The organism is Nocardia sp. NPDC003693 (assembly GCF_053981095.1).
This window is the reverse complement of record NZ_JBSFNO010000064.1, coordinates 1-14,828: the sequence shown is the minus strand read 5'-3', so window position 1 is coordinate 14,828 and position 14,828 is coordinate 1. Positions and strand designations below refer to the sequence as shown.

Genomic DNA, 14,828 nt, shown 5'->3' with positions numbered 1-14,828 from the left:
GACTCCCGCGCGCACCCTCGGAGGAAAGGAACCATCCGCCGGCGGTGGCGATCCGGGGAGTTCTCGGGCAGAGACTACCGTGCGGGTCCGGTCCGATCGGGTGGTCCGGCACGGTCTCTCGATCAGTTCATCCGGTCGGCGTATCCCGGGGGCAGTTTGCTCGGCGGGCAGTCGATGACGGTGTCGTCGTCGGGCTCGCGGCTCTCCAGGTAGGTGATGCGCCCGCTCGAGGACACCAGCGTCAGCGGATAGGTCGGGCCGCGGTCGCGATCGGCGCGGATGGCGCCGAGATTGTCCTCGTAGTGGGTCAGCGTGCTCTCGGGGTAGTCGAGCATCCACTGCGGGAAGGTGGCGGTGGTGTGCACGCGGCGTTCGCCCGGCCAGACGATGGCGACCATGGTCGACCCGGTCGGTTCCACCCACGCCAGCTTGTACTGCTCGTCGGTGTACAGCCCGTCCCGGTGCATCGCCCCGCCCAGCGACACGATCTTGGCGGACTGATTCGTCGTCCATCGGCCGAACATCGGTCCCATGAGGCAGCGGGTCGCGACGGTGTCCGCGTTGCGGATGTAGAGCTCGTACTTCCAGCCGTTCTCGTAGGCATAGATCATGTGCTTGCCCAGGAGACCGGCCAGCAGACCGGTGCAGTCGGAGTTGGGCGCGTCGGTCCCTGCGCTCATCGAATGTCCTCTCGGTCCGCCCCGTCGGTAAGGCCGGTGTTCCGCGAATGCCGCTTCGAGTTCGGCCAAAAGCGTAGCCGCTGTCCGGGGCCGGGCGGTGTACCTGCGGTTTTCGGGTGTCGCGGGCCCGATTCGCGGGCGCGCCGGATTCTTACACGGCTTTGCCTTTCGTCTGACGTCGCTTTGCCGGTCGCCCCGCAGGATTGCGCTCATCGGCTCGGGCGGACCGAGCCGGACACGGCGGAACGGAGTGCGGACATGCGTGCGGGAATGCGTTCGATAGCGGGGATCGCCGCGACGGCGGCCATCCTGGGTGGACTGATCACCGGGTGCGGAGCGGGGGAGTCCGTGTCGCCGCGGGCCGCCACGCCCGAGTGGTGCCCCACCGTCGAGGGATATCAGGTGGACTGCGGGACCGTGGAACGGCCGCTGGTCGCCGGGCAGCCGGACCTGGGCGTGATCGACGTCGGCTACGCGCGGATTCGGCACAGCCGCAGCGACATTCCGGCGGCCGGCACCCTGCTGCCCAATCCCGGCGGGCCCGGCGTGCCGATGATCGCCCACGCCGCCGAGGCCGCGATGCTGTCCGGCCTGATGATGTCCGATCACGATGTGCTGCTCATCGATCCGCGCGGCACCGGGGTCTCGAGCCCCATGGACTGCGGTGTGAACGAGGACGAATTCCAGCTGGGCACAAGGGAACAGCAGCTGGCCGCGGTGCAGCGGTGCGGGGAGAGCCTGGGGCCGAAGGCCGCCGGCTACACCTCGGCGGCGACGGTCGACGACTTCGACGCGGTGCGCGAGCGGCTCGGCATCGACCAGGTGATCCCGTACGGCATCTCCTACGGCACCTATCTGCTGCCGATCTACGCCCAGCGGCATCCCGACCACGTGCGGTCGATGATTCTCACCGGCGCGTACCCGCACGACGCCGATCCGCTGCAGCGGCCCAACGCCGACGCGGTGTCGCTGACGCTGCGGCGCATCTGCGAGCGCAGCGGCGCCTGCGACGGACAGACCGCCGTGGACGACCTGCGCACGGTCGCCGCGCGCCTGCGGGACCGGCCGATCACGGTGCAGGGCAAGGGCGTTGTCGTCCTGGACGAGGGCAAGCTGGGCAACCTCATTTTCGAGGCCGCGACCTCCAACGTCGGCTCCGGCCCGGAAGCCGACGCCACCCTCGGCATGCTGCCCGCCGCCCTGCACGCCGCGGCCCGCGGGGACGACGCGCTGCTGAGCGAGTTCACCCGCCGCGCCACCGCGGCCCCGGGGTACGAGAACATCGGGCTCTACCTGACGGTCGCCTGCAACGACTACCGGCCGCTGTGGTCGCCCGAAGCCGCACTGCCGCAACGGGAACAGCAGTATCGCGAGGCGCTGGCCCGGATCGGCACCAACGGCGCGTTCAGCGCCGAGGGCTTCGGCGCGGCGCAGCGCGACGGCGCGGACGCCTGCATCCGCTGGCCCGGGATCACCGGCCACCAGCGGCCCGACGAGGTGCGCACCCCCATGCCCGATGTCCCGGTCCTGGTGCTCTCGGGCGACCTCGACGCGATCACGCCCGACGCCAACGGGGTGCGGGCCGCGGCCCGGTTCCCCCGCTCGACCTTCCTGTCGGTGCCCAACACCGGGCATGTGCCGGACCTCGAGCCCACGGGCTGCGTCGTGAGCATCATCGACCGGTTCGTGCGAACCGGTGCGACCGGCTCGACCGAGTGCGTGGCGGCCATCCCGCCCATCGCCGTGGTCCCGGTCACGAACTGACCGGGCGCGAGAAATGACCGAATCCGGCACCGGCCAGACTGACCGCATGGCATCCGCAACCGTCCTCGTGGTCGAGGACGACCCCAGTGTGCGCAGTACCCTAGACCAGCTGCTGCGCTTCGAGGGCTACCGGGTGATCCTGGCCGGTGACGGCCAGGAGGCGCTCGAACTGCTCGCCGCGGACCGCCCCGACCTGGCGGTCGTGGACGTGGTCATGCCCCGGCTGGACGGACTGTCGCTGTGCCGGGCGCTGCGCCGGCGCGGCGACCGGCTCCCGATCCTGGTGCTCACCGCGCGGCATCAGGTCGGGGACCGCGTGGCCGGGCTCGACGCGGGGGCCGACGACTACCTGGCCAAGCCGTTCGACACCGAGGAACTGCTGGCGCGCCTGCGAGCGCTGTTGCGCCGCAGCGCACCCGAGACCGAGGCGGCGCCGGAGCTGCTCACCGTCGCGGATCTGACCCTGGATCCGGCGACCCGGGAGGTGCGCCGCGGCGACCGGCTCGTCGAACTGACCCGCACCGAGTTCGACGTACTGGAACTGCTCATGCGCAACGAGCGGATCGTGCTCACCAGAAGCCGGATCTACGAACACATCTGGGGCTTCGACTTCGACACCGAGTCCCGTTCGCTCGACGTCTACATCGGCTACCTGCGGCGCAAGACCGAGCTCGATGGCGCGCCCCGGCTCATCCACACCGCGCGCAACGTCGGCTACACCATCAGGACCGCGTGATGCTGCGGACCCGGCTCACCCTGGTCGCGGTCGCGGCCAGCATCGCGGCGATCGTGGTCGCCATTGTCACCGCCTACCAGAGTGTTTCGCCGCTGGTGGCCGATCAGGTCGATCGCGGCCTGGCCGATCGGGCGGACACGGTGCTCGCGCTGCTGGACGCGGGCGCCGCGCTGCCCGTGCGCCCCGACATGACCGAGCAGCTGCTGCTGCCGGACGGCACGGTCCGGCCGCTAACCCCGGGACGAGAGGCGTTGCCGGTCAACGACTCCGACCTGGCGGTGGCGCGCGCCGGCCGGGGGATGACCGAGACCGAGGTTGTGCTGGGCGAAGTGAGTTACGGGGTGCTCACCAAGGCCAGGCCCGGGGGCGGCGGCGCGGTCATGGTCGGCCAGAACTACGCCGAGGTCGAACGGGTCGATCACGCGTTCCTCTGGCGCACGGCCTCGATCACCGCCATCGCGGTCGCGGCGGCCGCGCTTTTCAGCTGGCTGGCCATCGGCCGGATTCTGCGCCCGATGCGCCGGCTGGCCGCGGCGACCCGGCGCATCAGCACCACCCAGGATCTGTCCACGCTGCTGCCCGAGCCCGGCCGGGACGAGGTCGGCGCTCTCACCCACAGCTTCAACACGATGCTCGCGGCCCTGCGTTTCTCCCGCGCGCAACAGCATCGCCTGGTCGAGGACGCCAGCCACGAGCTGCGCACCCCGCTGACCTCGATCCGCGGCAGCGCCGAACTCCTGCAGCGCGCCCGGGGCCGGCTAGAGCCCGCGGACGAGACCCAGGTGCTGGCCACCCTGGTGCAGGAGGCCAAGGCCCTGGACACCCTGATCGCCGAACTGGTCGACCTCGCCACCGACCGGCACACCGCCGAGGATCCGGCCCCCGTCGACCTGACCGACCTGGCGCAGGAGTGCGCGCAGCGCTTCCGCCGCCGCACCGGCCGCGTCATCACCGTCACCGCCGACGATCCGGCGCCGGTCACCGCCCGCCCCCAGGCCCTGGCCCGCTGCGTCGACAACCTCCTGGACAACGCCCTGAAGTACAGCCCGCCCGAAACCCCTGTCGCCGTGCACGTCCGGCACACCACGCTCACGGTCCGCGACCACGGCCCCGGCATCCCCGCCACCGACCACCGGGCCGTCTTCGACCGGTTCTACCGGGCCGACCGCACCCGCTCGACCCCGGGCTCCGGCCTCGGCCTGGCGATCGTCCACGACATCGTCACCGCCCACGGCGGCACGGTCGCGGCCGCGAATCATCCCGGCGGCGGCGCGGAAGTGGGGTTCGAACTCCCACGCGGATAACCGGTTCCGGCACCCGATGCCCGGGGGTCGTCCGGGGGTATGGGCACGCAGGCTACGTAGCCGATCCAGCCGGGGTGGTTGGTGGAGAGGGCGCCGAGGGACTGGGAATAGTAGGTGGTGACCGTGCCGGTCGTGAGATCGCGCAGGCGGACCGGGATCTCGGAGCGGCTGAACGAGGCCGCGCTGTGCCGCCAGAGCTCGCGGAACCGCGGGAAGTCGCCGTAGTCGGCGATGAGATCGGCGGACCAGTCCGGATTTCCGGCGGCGCCCAGGACCCCGCGCAGGCGCGAGACCGTGATCGCGGTCTCCAGCTCCCACTCGACCATGACCTGTTTGGCGATGTCGGCGCCGAATATCCAGCGCACCCAGTTACCGGCCTCGGTGAGACCGGGCAGCGCGGTCGCGTACGGCTCGTTGCAGGCCAGCAGATTGAGCCGGATGTCGTAGTACGCAGCGGGATTCGGGGCGAACAGGGCGAGACCCGTGTGCATGTCCGCGGTGAGTTCGGCCCGCAGCTCGTCCGCGGACGGGGTGCAGGTCCGGGGCAGGCCCGCCAGATCGAGCAGGTTCCGGCGGTCCGCGTCCGACAGCGGCCCGGCCGTATCCAATTGGCGCACCAGCGCTTCCACCACGACGTCGGTCGGGCGGTCGCGCTGGCCGCGTTCGAGCAGTGTGAGATAGCTCGCACTCACCCCGGCCGCGAAGGCCAGGCGCTCGCGCGAGATGCGCCGATCATCGCGCAGCCGGCGCAGCAATTGCCCGAACGTCGGTGGCTGGGGCCGGTATTCGGGAGTCACCGCCGGTCCGACAGTCACAGCGCATCACTCCTGAACGCAACCGGCTAGTGAAGCTGGTTATCGGCTGACAGTGCATCCGTCACCCTATCGGTCGCCGCCCGCGCCGCCGCCTCCGGCGGGTTCCCGGCGTGGCTCGGGGTGCTGTGCGAAGCGTGGCTCAGTGCTGTATTAAGCGTGGCTCAGTGCTGTGCGAGGTACTGCCGCAGCGACACCGGCGCGCGCCCGGTGAACCGCTCGATGGTGTCGGTGACCCGGAAGAGCTCGTGCCCGGAACCGATGGCGGCGAACATCGTCCACAGGTGGGTGAGGTGCTCGACGGTGACCTCGTCGCGGTAGATCGTGCGAGCCGTCGCGGCCCACGTGCGCGGGTCGACGTCCCGGTACGGGACGCCGAAGCCCGCGGCGACCTCGCCGACGGTGCGGATGTCCCCGGCCAGCCACAGCACCGGATCCACCGGCCCCTCGGCGCGCAGTACGCCCGCCCCGACCCCGGCGACATCCGCCGCCGCGATGAGCGGCAATACCGTGTCGGGGGAGCCCAGCGGCAGCGCCAGTTCGCCGGTGTCGCCGATGGCGACCCGCAGGTTCTCGTAGAACACCGCGGCCCGCAGATGGACCGCGCCGATATCGGCCCGGTCCAGCGCCTGTTCGGCGACCCAGTGCCTGCGCATGTGCGGGGTGCCCGCGGTCGGCGCCGAGCCCAGCTGCGATACCGCGACCACCCGCTCGAGTTTCGCCTCGTGCGCGGCCGCGGCGAAAACCGCTGCGGCGTCGAGCATTCCGGCGGTGACCGGGTAGGTGAAGTACGCGCGGCGGACCCCCGCGACGGCGGGCAGCACCGCGGTGATCTCACGGAGATCGCCGGCCACGACCTCCGCGCCCAGATCCCGCAACTCGGCGACCCGGGCATCATCGTGATGGACGAACGCCCGGACCGGGAGCCCCGCGCTCAGCAGCGTGTGCGCGACGGTGCGCCCGGTACCGCCCTGCGAGCCGCCGCCCGCACCGGTGACCAGAATCGGATCCATGGCCCTCACGCTCCTTCCGGCAGATCGAGGGTGAACAGCTCCCGGGCGGCGAGCGCGGAGAGGAACTCGGTCCCGTCGAAAGCCTCACCGGGAGCGAGCACTCCGCTCTTCACCCCGCCCTCGGCGATCCGCACGGCCGCCTCCACCGATGCCACGGCCGCGGCCCGCCACAGGTCGCGCCCGCGCAGATGCCCGGTCGCGGAGCCGCCGGCGCCGAGAACCTGTGCGGTAATGGTGAATTCGCTGCCGGCCCGCTCGTCCGGGGCGACGCCCTCGCTGGTGAACGCCTGATCCTCGGTGAAGGTGTGCGCGGTCAGCTGCGCCTCCACCGCGCGGGTGCGCACGTGCCGGGGCACGGTGACCGCCTCGGGGAACGGCACCGGCGCGATCATGGCGCGCGGGCCGACCGGCGGCGGGAACGCGAAGATCGCGTTGCGCGGTTCGACGAATCCGTATCGCGGTGCGCCGTCCTCGAATCCGATGCGATCGGTGTCGGCGAACAGCAGCCGGGCGGTCTCAACCGCGCCGTGCGTCATCATCCAGTTGTGCACCGCGTACGCCACGGTGACCCGCTCGATCTCGGGCACCCGCGCGGCGACCGCGCCCGCCAGCAGATCGCCGAGGCCGCCGTAGAAGCTCACGCTCGGCAGCATGGTGATGCCGGCGGCCTGCGCGCGTTCGGGGAACTCCTCGAACAGCCGGTGCACGTGATGCACCTCGACCGCGTGATCGACGTAGTGGCACCCGCCTTCGACGGCGGCGGTGGCCAGCGGCGGCCCGGTGACCGCGAACGGTCCGGCGCAGTGGACGATCACGTCGGCGGCCGCGGCGAGCGCTCGCAGGGCCTCCGGATCGTCGACCGGGGCCAGGGCTGTGCGGGCCGGGCCCAGCGACGCCAGGGCGTCCGGGTCCCGGCCGGCGACGATGACATCTTTTCCGCGGGCGAGTAATTCGGCGGTGACCAGGCGGCCGGTGTGACCGGTGGCCCCGTAAATGGCGAAGACGGCCATGAAGATCAACTCTTTACGCTGGTGGGCGAGGTGGGGACCTGCGTTCTCAGGGTAGGGGAGCCCACCGACAGGTTCGCTCGCTCAGCGTCGGCTGGCGCCCGTTCAGCGTCGCGGCGCGGTGCCGAGCTGCGCCAGGAACTCGGCGTTGGTCGGTGTCTGGCGCAGCCCCTCGAGCAGCAGCTCGATGGACTGGCCCTCCACCGCCGCGAGGGTGCGGCGCAGGACATCGGTGGCCGCGAGTTCGCCCGGGGCGAGCAGCAATTCGTCCTTGCGGGTGCTGGACTGGCCGATGTCGACGGCGGGGTAGACGCGCCGGTTGGCGATGCCGCGATCGAGTTTGAGTTCGGCGTTGCCGGTGCTCTTGTACTCCTCGAAGATGACCGTGTCCGCGACCGATCCGGTCTCGACCAGCGCGGTGGCGATGATGGTCAGCGAGCCGCCGCCGTCGAAATTGCGTGCGGCGCCGAGGAATCGCTTGGGCAGGGTCAGCGCGCCGGCGTCGACGCCGCCGGAGAGCACGCGTCCGGACGACGGCGCGCCCAGGTTGTACGCGCGGGCCAGGCGGGTCAGCGAGTCGAGCAGCACCACCACGTCGCGGCCGGTCTCGGCCAGGCGCTTGGCATGTTCGATGGCCAACTCGGCCATGATCACCTGCTCTTTCGGGGTGCGGTCGAAGGTGGCCGCGGCGACCGTGGCCGGGACCGACCGCGCGAGATCGGTGACCTCCTCTGGCCTTTCGCCGACCAGGACCAGCATGAGTTCGCACTCGGGATGGTTCTTGGCGATGCCGTGCGCGATGGCCCGCAGCACGGAGGTCTTGCCCGCCTTGGGCGGTGCGACGATGAGCGCGCGCTGTCCTTTGCCGATGGGCATGACGAGATCGGTGACGCGCGTGATCATTTCGTGCGGTTCGGTCTCGAGTCGCAGTCGCTGATTCGGGTGGATGGGCACCAGGTCGGCGAACGCCGGCCGGTGCGCGGCGCGCTCGGGCGGCTGGCCGTTGACGGTCGAGACCCGCACGAGCTGATCGTGCTTGGCGTTGCCGCGGGGCGGCGCCGCGAGCCCGGTGACGACATCGCCACGGCGCAGGTGGTTCTCGCGCACCTGCCGGTTCGAGACGTGGATGTCGCCGGGATCGGGGAGGTAGCCCTCGACGCGCAGCGACGCGTGATTGTCGGTGATGTCGAGAATCCCGGCGACTGTGCGCCCGTTCTCGACACTCTGCTGAGAGATGTTGTCGTTCATGATGTTTCCCTACGGTGTCGGGGTGCGGCGGAGCGCGGAACCGGGGTACGGCGCGGCGACGCGAGATGAGAGACGGCCCGTACGGCGATGCGCGCCGGGGGCGTGTGGGTCGTCGCGGTAGCCGCGAGGACCGGGATCATACGAATGGATTCGTGGAATCCGGGAGAAGGAAATCCGACCGTCTACGGGAGGTGAAACCTGCGACCGTGATGATCAGACACCGCCACGGTACCCGACTCGGCGCGGATCATGCAACCATGAGCCCGATCACAGCCGCTCACCGTGCGAAACGCGGCGCGGCGAAACCGGCTCGGGCCGTGGGGCCGACCGCTCAGAACCGCCCGAAGAGCCACGCGCCCGGCTCGTCCGCGGACGGATTGAGGCAGAAGCGCCGGATGGCCGTGATGAGCTCCGCGGTCGTGATCGTGCCCGAGCCGTCGATGTCGAGCCGATCGAAGAGCGCGGCGGCCTCGGCCGGGGTCTGCTCGCAGCCGATCAGCAGCCCGATCAGCTCGTCGCGGTCGAGCACCCCGTTGCGGTCGGCGTCGGCCAGATCGATGACCGCCTGGGCCAGCGGCGCGATCTCGCGATCGAAATCGTCGTCGTCCGAATGATTTTCGAGCCAGGCCCGGAATTCATCCGGGCTGATCCGCCCGTCCTGGTTGGTATCGGCCCGCCCGCGCATCGAGTGCCACAGCGCGCGGTAACCGGCGCGCACCGCCGCGGCCCGCCGCGAGCCGGGCGCCTCGCCGTACGCCTGGACCAGCCGCAGCCCGAACGCCTCATAGTCGTCGGCGGTGAGGTAGCCGTCACCGGTGATGTCGAGCAGGTTGAAACCGCTTCGGACGCCGAAGGTTTCCGCGACCGTGTGCGGTGCGGCCGCCATCTGCGTGCTCGCCCAGGCGAGCATCCGCGCGGTGGCGGCGGACAGCATGCGCGTGTGATCGGCCCCGGTACAGGTCACGAATTCCAGGCAGGTGCCCGCGCGTCGCAGTTCCGCGGCGAACTGCTCCACCACCGCCATGGGCAGCACCGCGTCCTCGGTGCCGGCGGCCAGCAGGACGGGGCGGTCGAAGCGGGCGGTGGGCACTCGGCAGGCGTGCAGCATCGCGTCCAGGCCGGGGCGGCCGGTCAGGCCGGTGGTGCCGATGTCCTGATTGGTGAGAACCGCTACGGCGTAATGGATGTCGCGCACCGGTGCGGTTTCGGCGAGCGCGATGAGCCGCTGTCCGAGGCCGGTCATGAAGTCCTGGGTGGCGAGCCCGCGCGTGGTGCGCAGCCCCGCCAGCAGGTACGGCAGGAACAGGGTGACGGGCGCGGAATCGGCCGCGGTCTGCAGGCCCACGATCATCGGCACCTCGACCGGCGGTGCCAGCGCCACCGTGCCCCGGAAGTCCAGTTCCGGAGCGTATTTCGTGGCCATGAGTCCGGTGAACAGGGCGGCGTGCCCGCCCTGGGAGAACCCGACCGCCATCCAGCGCGGGCTCAGCGGGTGCCCGAGCTGCCCGGCCGCGCGCACGATGTCGACCACGTCGTCCGCGACCGCCTCGCCGTTGAAGTACGGGTGCGGGCCGGGGGAGGCCAGGCCCTCGTAGTCGGTGACGGTGACGAAGTATCCGGCTTCGAGCCAGGCCGACACGTGGCGGCTCTCGGGCCGGGACAGTCCCGCGACCGAGGGCGCTGTGCCGTCGGACAGCCCGGTGGTGCCGTGCGCGTAGCCGATGACCGGCCAGCCGCCGTCGGGCGCCGTGCCCGCGGGTGCGAAGACCGACCCGGACATGACGCGCCCGGTGCCGTCGTAGCCGACGCCCCGGTACCAGACCCGGTATCCGGCGGCGGTGTGCGCGGGCCACATGCGGGGCGGGAGTTCTTCGCTGCGGACCAGCGTCCCGGGGCGGTGGGCGGCACCGGCATCGACCGGATCAACCGTCAGCGTCATCGTCCGCTCCGTCCCGTGGCAGGCTCTGGTGAACTCCGAGGTCGCGCGATCGTGCAGGGGAATTCTAGATCCCGGCTCCGGCTCCGAGGGTCAAGATTCTCGAGCTCTCTTCCGCTCCGGCCGGTCGGGCTGTACTGTCTCAGACAATAATTCCGACAGATGGTAGGTATCGGTCGATCCGATACGGATCGAGGAGCCCGGCTTGGCCAGGAAACACGTTCGCGAACGATCGCCGCGGGAGTTGCTGTCGGATCTGCTCGACCCCGGCCGGGTGCCCGCGCACATCGGCGACGACGCCGGGTACCTGGATCTCTTGGCCGCGCAGGGGTCGGCCAAGAGATCCATGGCCCAGGTCGCCATGGAGAACCCGGTGCTCGCGCGGATCTACGAGAGCCTGTGGCGGCCGATGTTCACCCGGGCCTTCAGCTTCGGCGGCCCCGGCACCAAGCGGTACACCGACCGGATCCTGGCCGAGCTCGCCCCGGCCGGCGCGGGTCTCGTGCTCGACGTGGCCTGCGGCCCGGGGCTGCACACCCGCAAATTCGCCGCGCGGCTCGGCCCGGACGGGCTGGCCGTCGGGCTCGACGTCTCCGCGCCCATGCTGACCCAGGCGGTGCGCGACTCCGGCACCGAGCGGGTCGCCTTCCTGCGCGCGGACGCGCACTCGATTCCCTTCGCGGACAAGACCTTCGACTCGGTGAGCTGCCTGGCGGCGCTGTACCTGATTCCCGCGCCGCACGCGGTGATCGATGAGATGATCCGCGTGCTCCGGCCCGGCGGGAAGCTGGCGATCTTCACCACCGTGGACGAGAAACTGACCCGCATTCCGCTCGTGAAACCCGTGCTCGCGCGGTCGAGCGGTATTCACATCTTCGGTCGGGACGAGATCACCGCGCGGCTGCGCCGGGCGGGCTGCACCGAGGTGAACCAATTCGTCAGCGGGCAGGGACAATTCGTCGTCGCCACCCGGTGAGAGGCCCGGCGCGTGGGGGAGCGCGGCCGACCGGCCGGTGACGCGCGAAACGGAGATTCGCCAGAATTCGGACCCGCTCGAGGGATGATCGGCACCGTGTCCAATGATTCGAGCGGCCCCGACATCAAGCCCCGCAGTCGTGACGTCACCGACGGACTGGAGAAGACCGCCGCCCGCGGCATGCTGCGCGCGGTCGGCATGGGCGATGCCGACTGGGGCAAATCGCAGATCGGGGTGGCGTCCTCGTGGAACGAGATCACACCCTGCAACCTCTCGCTGGACCGCCTGGCCACCGCCAGTAAGGAGGGCGTGTTCAGCGCCGGCGGCTTCCCCATGCAGTTCGGCACGATCTCGGTGTCCGACGGCATCTCCATGGGCCACGAAGGCATGCACTTCTCCCTGGTGTCGCGGGAGGTGATCGCCGACAGCGTGGAAACGGTCATGCAGGCCGAACGCCTCGACGGTTCGGTCCTGCTCGCGGGCTGCGACAAATCCCTGCCCGGGATGCTGATGGCCGCGGCCAGGCTGAATCTGGCGAGCGTGTTCCTGTACGCGGGCTCGATCCTGCCCGGCATCGCGAAGATGACCGACGGCAGCGAGCGCGAGGTGACCATCATCGACGCCTTCGAGGCGGTCGGCGCGTGCTCGCGCGGCCTCATGAGCCGCGCGGACGTCGACGCCATCGAACGCGCCATCTGTCCCGGTGAGGGCGCGTGCGGCGGCATGTACACCGCCAACACGATGGCCAGCGCGGCCGAGGCCATGGGCATGTCGCTGCCCGGCAGCGCCGCGCCGCCGGCCACCGACCGGCGCCGGGACGGCTACGCCCGGCGCAGCGGCGAGGCGGTCGTGGAGCTGCTGCGCCGTGGTATCACCACCGCCGACATCCTGACCAAGGAGGCGTTCGAGAACGCCATCGCCGTGGTGATGGCGTTCGGCGGTTCCACCAACGCGGTGCTGCATCTGCTGGCCATCGCGCACGACGCGAACGTCGACCTGACCCTGGACGACTTCGCCCGGGTCGGGCGGCGGGTGCCGCACCTGGCCGATGTGAAACCGTTCGGCAAGCACGTGATGACCGACGTGGACCGCATCGGCGGCGTGCCCGTCATGATGAAGGCGCTGCTGGATGCCGGTCTGCTGCACGGGGATTGCCTCACCGTGACCGGGCGCACCGTGGCGCAGAACCTGGCCGACATCGCGCCGCCGGATCCGGACGGCAAGGTGGTGCGGGCGATGAACTCCCCGATTCACCCGACCGGCGGCATCACGATCCTGCACGGCTCGCTCGCGCCCGGCGGCGCGGTGGTCAAGTCGGCGGGCTTCGACTCCGACGTATTCACCGGCACCGCACGGGTTTTCGACCGCGAGCGGGCCGCCATGGACGCGCTCGAGGACGGCACCATCACCGCCGGCGACGTGGTCGTGATCCGCTACGAGGGCCCCAAGGGCGGCCCGGGTATGCGGGAGATGCTCGCCATCACCGCCGCGATCAAGGGTGCGGGCCTGGGCAAGGACGTGCTGCTGCTGACCGACGGCCGTTTCTCCGGCGGCACCACCGGCCTGTGCGTCGGGCATGTCGCCCCGGAGGCGGTCGACGCCGGTCCCATCGCCTTCGTGCGCGACGGCGACCCGATCCGGCTGGACGTCGGTGCGGGCACCCTCGATCTCCTGGTCGACAAGGAGGAACTCGACAGGCGCGCCGAGGGCTGGAATCCGTTGCCGCCCCGCTACACCCGCGGTGTGCTGTCCAAGTACGCCAGGCTGGTCGGCTCGGCGTCCTTCGGCGCGGTCTGCGACTGAGGTTCAGGCGACGAGGGCGAGGCGGGCGCGCGCCGGACGGGCGGAGCCGATCGGGGCCGGCCCGCCGGCGCGGGTCAGCAGCCGCGTCAGCGCCTCGGCGACCCGGGCGGGCTGTTCGAGGATCACCGAGTGGCCCGCGCCCGGGATGAGCACCAGATCCGAGTAGTCGACCGCGGCGGCCATGGCGACCGAATGCGACGGCGGGGTCATCGGATCCGCCGAGCCGCACAACACCAGGGTCGGGATGCGCGACAGGGCGGCCAGCACGTGGGTCCGGTCGTAGTGGGTGAAGGCGCGCAGGAAGCTCGCCATGGTGACCACCGAGGTCTCGTTGTGCATGGCGTTCGCCAGACTCAGCAGTCGCGGGCCCACCGCGCGCCCGTCGGCGGCGCCGCGCACGATCGGCGCGAAAGCCTTGCGCGCCAGCTGCTTCGCGTACTGCATGGGGTGCGGGGCCCAGCGCACGGCCGCTTGGAACAGGGTGATGAGCGGGTGCCGGAGCAGGGTGCCGAAGCCGGATTCGGTCAGCCCGTTCGCGGCGGTCGCGATGAGCGCGACGCCGGTGACGCGATCGCCGATCTCGGCGGTGTGGTGGCTCAGGTAGGTCAGCACCGTCATGCCGCCCATGGAATGACCGACCAGGACGACGGGCCCGGTGGGCGCGACGGCGTCGAGCACGGTGCCCAGGTCGGCGGCGAGCTGCTCTAGGGTGTAGGTGCGATGGGCGGCCGCACCCGAGGCGCCGTGCCCGCGATGGTCGTAGCAGACCACCCGGGCTCCCGCGTACTGCCGCAGCAGCGCGTCGCGCACCCGGGTCCAGGTCTCGGCGCGCTGGCAGTGCCCGTGCAGCAGCACGACCGTGAGGTCGGCGTCCGCCGGGCCGTACTCGCGCACCGACAGTTCCACCCCGTCCGCGGTCGAGACCGGGACACGACGTTCCGCCGTCGGGGCGATCGTGCTGGACTTCGACATCGGATTCTCCGGTCTGCTCGGTGGTGTCTCCACTGTCTCCCGAATTCGCGGCTCGCTCGAGTGGCCCGAGTGGTGGGGTGTGGACTCCGAGGGGGTGGAGAATTCACACCCAGGGGTGGGCCCCGGTTGCCAGAATATGATGACCGGTCTACTGTTTCGGGCATGGGAACGAAGGGAGCCGAGACTCGAACGCGGCTCTTGGCAGCGGCGCGCTCACTCGTCGAATCGCACGGCTACTACGGAACCGGGCTCAATCAGATCCTGGAAGTCAGTGGCGCGCCGCGTGGTTCGCTGTACTTCCACTTTCCCGGCGGGAAGGACCAGATCGTCTCCGAGGCCATCGCGGAGTCGGCCGCCGAGATCTCGGCGGTCATCGGGACGGCCGAGGCCCCCGACGCCCGGGCCTACCTGGAGGTGCTGGTCGAACTGCTCGGCGACCGCCTGGAATCCTCGGGCTGGATCGCGGGCTGCCCGGTCGCGGGCACCGAGCTCACCGCGTCGCAGCTGCCGCCGCCGCAGTGCGCGGTAACCGCCTGGGAGACATTGGTTCTCGAGGTGATCGACAGTTTCCACCGGC

At 70.9% G+C, this 14,828-nt stretch carries 13 protein-coding genes; 6 read left to right on the top strand and 7 right to left on the bottom strand.

The genetic code is table 11. The annotated features are described in order from the left end of the window. Window positions 1-122: 122 nt before the first annotated feature. The gene (locus ACWDOP_RS37595; RefSeq protein ID WP_454200161.1) at window positions 123-680 is read right to left on the bottom strand and encodes a phenolic acid decarboxylase; all 558 of its coding nucleotides are present in this window, start codon (window positions 678-680) and stop codon (window positions 123-125) included. Window positions 681-938: 258 nt separating this feature from the next. Here ACWDOP_RS37595 and ACWDOP_RS37590 point away from each other — a divergent pair, with 258 nt between their 5' ends. Genes ACWDOP_RS37590 through ACWDOP_RS37580 form a run of 3 tightly spaced genes read left to right on the top strand, consistent with a single transcriptional unit; the run spans window position 939 to window position 4,484 of the window. Beyond that, entirely contained in the window at window positions 939-2,444 is a 1,506-nt protein-coding gene (locus ACWDOP_RS37590) for an alpha/beta fold hydrolase (RefSeq protein WP_456348875.1), read from the top strand. A gap of 46 nt (window positions 2,445-2,490) precedes the next feature. Next, a complete protein-coding gene (locus ACWDOP_RS37585; protein ID WP_456348874.1) occupies window positions 2,491-3,180 on the top strand; it encodes a response regulator transcription factor in 690 nt (229 codons plus the stop codon). Next, a complete protein-coding gene (locus ACWDOP_RS37580; protein ID WP_456348873.1) occupies window positions 3,180-4,484 on the top strand; it encodes a HAMP domain-containing sensor histidine kinase in 1,305 nt (434 codons plus the stop codon). Before ACWDOP_RS37585 ends, ACWDOP_RS37580 begins: the two co-directional genes overlap by 1 nt. Here ACWDOP_RS37580 and ACWDOP_RS37575 read toward each other — a convergent pair. The 5 genes from ACWDOP_RS37575 to ACWDOP_RS37555 all read right to left on the bottom strand — a co-directional run bounded on the left by ACWDOP_RS37575 (window position 4,436) and on the right by ACWDOP_RS37555 (window position 10,503). After that, window positions 4,436-5,299 (bottom strand): MmyB family transcriptional regulator, encoded by an 864-nt coding sequence (locus ACWDOP_RS37575; RefSeq protein ID WP_456348872.1) that lies wholly within the window; start codon window positions 5,297-5,299, stop codon window positions 4,436-4,438. The two genes, ACWDOP_RS37580 and ACWDOP_RS37575, sit on opposite strands and share 49 nt — an antisense overlap. A 161-nt stretch (window positions 5,300-5,460) precedes the next feature. Beyond that, window positions 5,461-6,309, bottom strand: coding sequence for an NAD(P)H-binding protein (locus ACWDOP_RS37570; RefSeq protein WP_456348871.1), 849 nt, complete (start codon window positions 6,307-6,309; stop codon window positions 5,461-5,463). Between the two features lie 5 nt (window positions 6,310-6,314). After that, window positions 6,315-7,319: a saccharopine dehydrogenase NADP-binding domain-containing protein gene (locus ACWDOP_RS37565; RefSeq protein WP_456348893.1), complete on the bottom strand. Its 1,005-nt coding sequence runs from the start codon at window positions 7,317-7,319 to the stop codon at window positions 6,315-6,317. A gap of 102 nt (window positions 7,320-7,421) precedes the next feature. Then, window positions 7,422-8,564, bottom strand: coding sequence for a transcription termination factor Rho, short form (locus ACWDOP_RS37560; RefSeq protein ID WP_454200167.1), 1,143 nt, complete (start codon window positions 8,562-8,564; stop codon window positions 7,422-7,424). A gap of 331 nt (window positions 8,565-8,895) precedes the next feature. Further along, window positions 8,896-10,503: a lipase family protein gene (locus tag ACWDOP_RS37555; RefSeq protein WP_456348870.1), complete on the bottom strand. Its 1,608-nt coding sequence runs from the start codon at window positions 10,501-10,503 to the stop codon at window positions 8,896-8,898. Between the two features lie 202 nt (window positions 10,504-10,705). On the opposite strand from ACWDOP_RS37555, the gene ACWDOP_RS37550 reads away from it, so the two are divergent. Continuing rightward, the gene (locus ACWDOP_RS37550) at window positions 10,706-11,476 is read left to right on the top strand and encodes a class I SAM-dependent methyltransferase (protein ID WP_456348869.1); all 771 of its coding nucleotides are present in this window, start codon (window positions 10,706-10,708) and stop codon (window positions 11,474-11,476) included. A gap of 96 nt (window positions 11,477-11,572) precedes the next feature. Then, window positions 11,573-13,279: a dihydroxy-acid dehydratase gene (gene ilvD / locus ACWDOP_RS37545; protein ID WP_456348868.1), complete on the top strand. Its 1,707-nt coding sequence runs from the start codon at window positions 11,573-11,575 to the stop codon at window positions 13,277-13,279. 3 nt (window positions 13,280-13,282) lie between these two features. On the opposite strand, the gene ACWDOP_RS37540 is transcribed toward ilvD, so the two are convergent. Next, a complete protein-coding gene (locus tag ACWDOP_RS37540) occupies window positions 13,283-14,251 on the bottom strand; it encodes an alpha/beta fold hydrolase (RefSeq protein WP_456348867.1) in 969 nt (322 codons plus the stop codon). Window positions 14,252-14,413: 162 nt separating this feature from the next. Between ACWDOP_RS37540 and ACWDOP_RS37535 the strand changes: the two genes are divergently transcribed. Further along, on the top strand, window positions 14,414-14,828 hold a 415-nt coding region (locus ACWDOP_RS37535), incomplete at its 3' end, for a TetR/AcrR family transcriptional regulator (RefSeq protein ID WP_456348866.1).

Bases quoted from the DNA above. Each gene is read 5' to 3' on its own strand.
- ACWDOP_RS37555 (WP_456348870.1), bottom strand. From the start codon at position 10,503: ATGACGCTGACGGTTGATCCGGTCGATGCCGGTGCCGCCCACCGCCCC.
- ACWDOP_RS37590 (WP_456348875.1), top strand. From the start codon at position 939: ATGCGTGCGGGAATGCGTTCGATAGCGGGGATCGCCGCGACGGCGGCC.
- ACWDOP_RS37540 (WP_456348867.1), bottom strand. From the start codon at position 14,251: ATGTCGAAGTCCAGCACGATCGCCCCGACGGCGGAACGTCGTGTCCCG.
- ACWDOP_RS37585 (WP_456348874.1), top strand. From the start codon at position 2,491: ATGGCATCCGCAACCGTCCTCGTGGTCGAGGACGACCCCAGTGTGCGC.
- ACWDOP_RS37565 (WP_456348893.1), bottom strand. From the start codon at position 7,319: ATGGCCGTCTTCGCCATTTACGGGGCCACCGGTCACACCGGCCGCCTG.
- ACWDOP_RS37560 (WP_454200167.1), bottom strand. From the start codon at position 8,564: ATGAACGACAACATCTCTCAGCAGAGTGTCGAGAACGGGCGCACAGTC.
- ACWDOP_RS37595 (WP_454200161.1), bottom strand. From the start codon at position 680: ATGAGCGCAGGGACCGACGCGCCCAACTCCGACTGCACCGGTCTGCTG.
- ACWDOP_RS37580 (WP_456348873.1), top strand. From the start codon at position 3,180: ATGCTGCGGACCCGGCTCACCCTGGTCGCGGTCGCGGCCAGCATCGCG.
- ACWDOP_RS37570 (WP_456348871.1), bottom strand. From the start codon at position 6,309: ATGGATCCGATTCTGGTCACCGGTGCGGGCGGCGGCTCGCAGGGCGGT.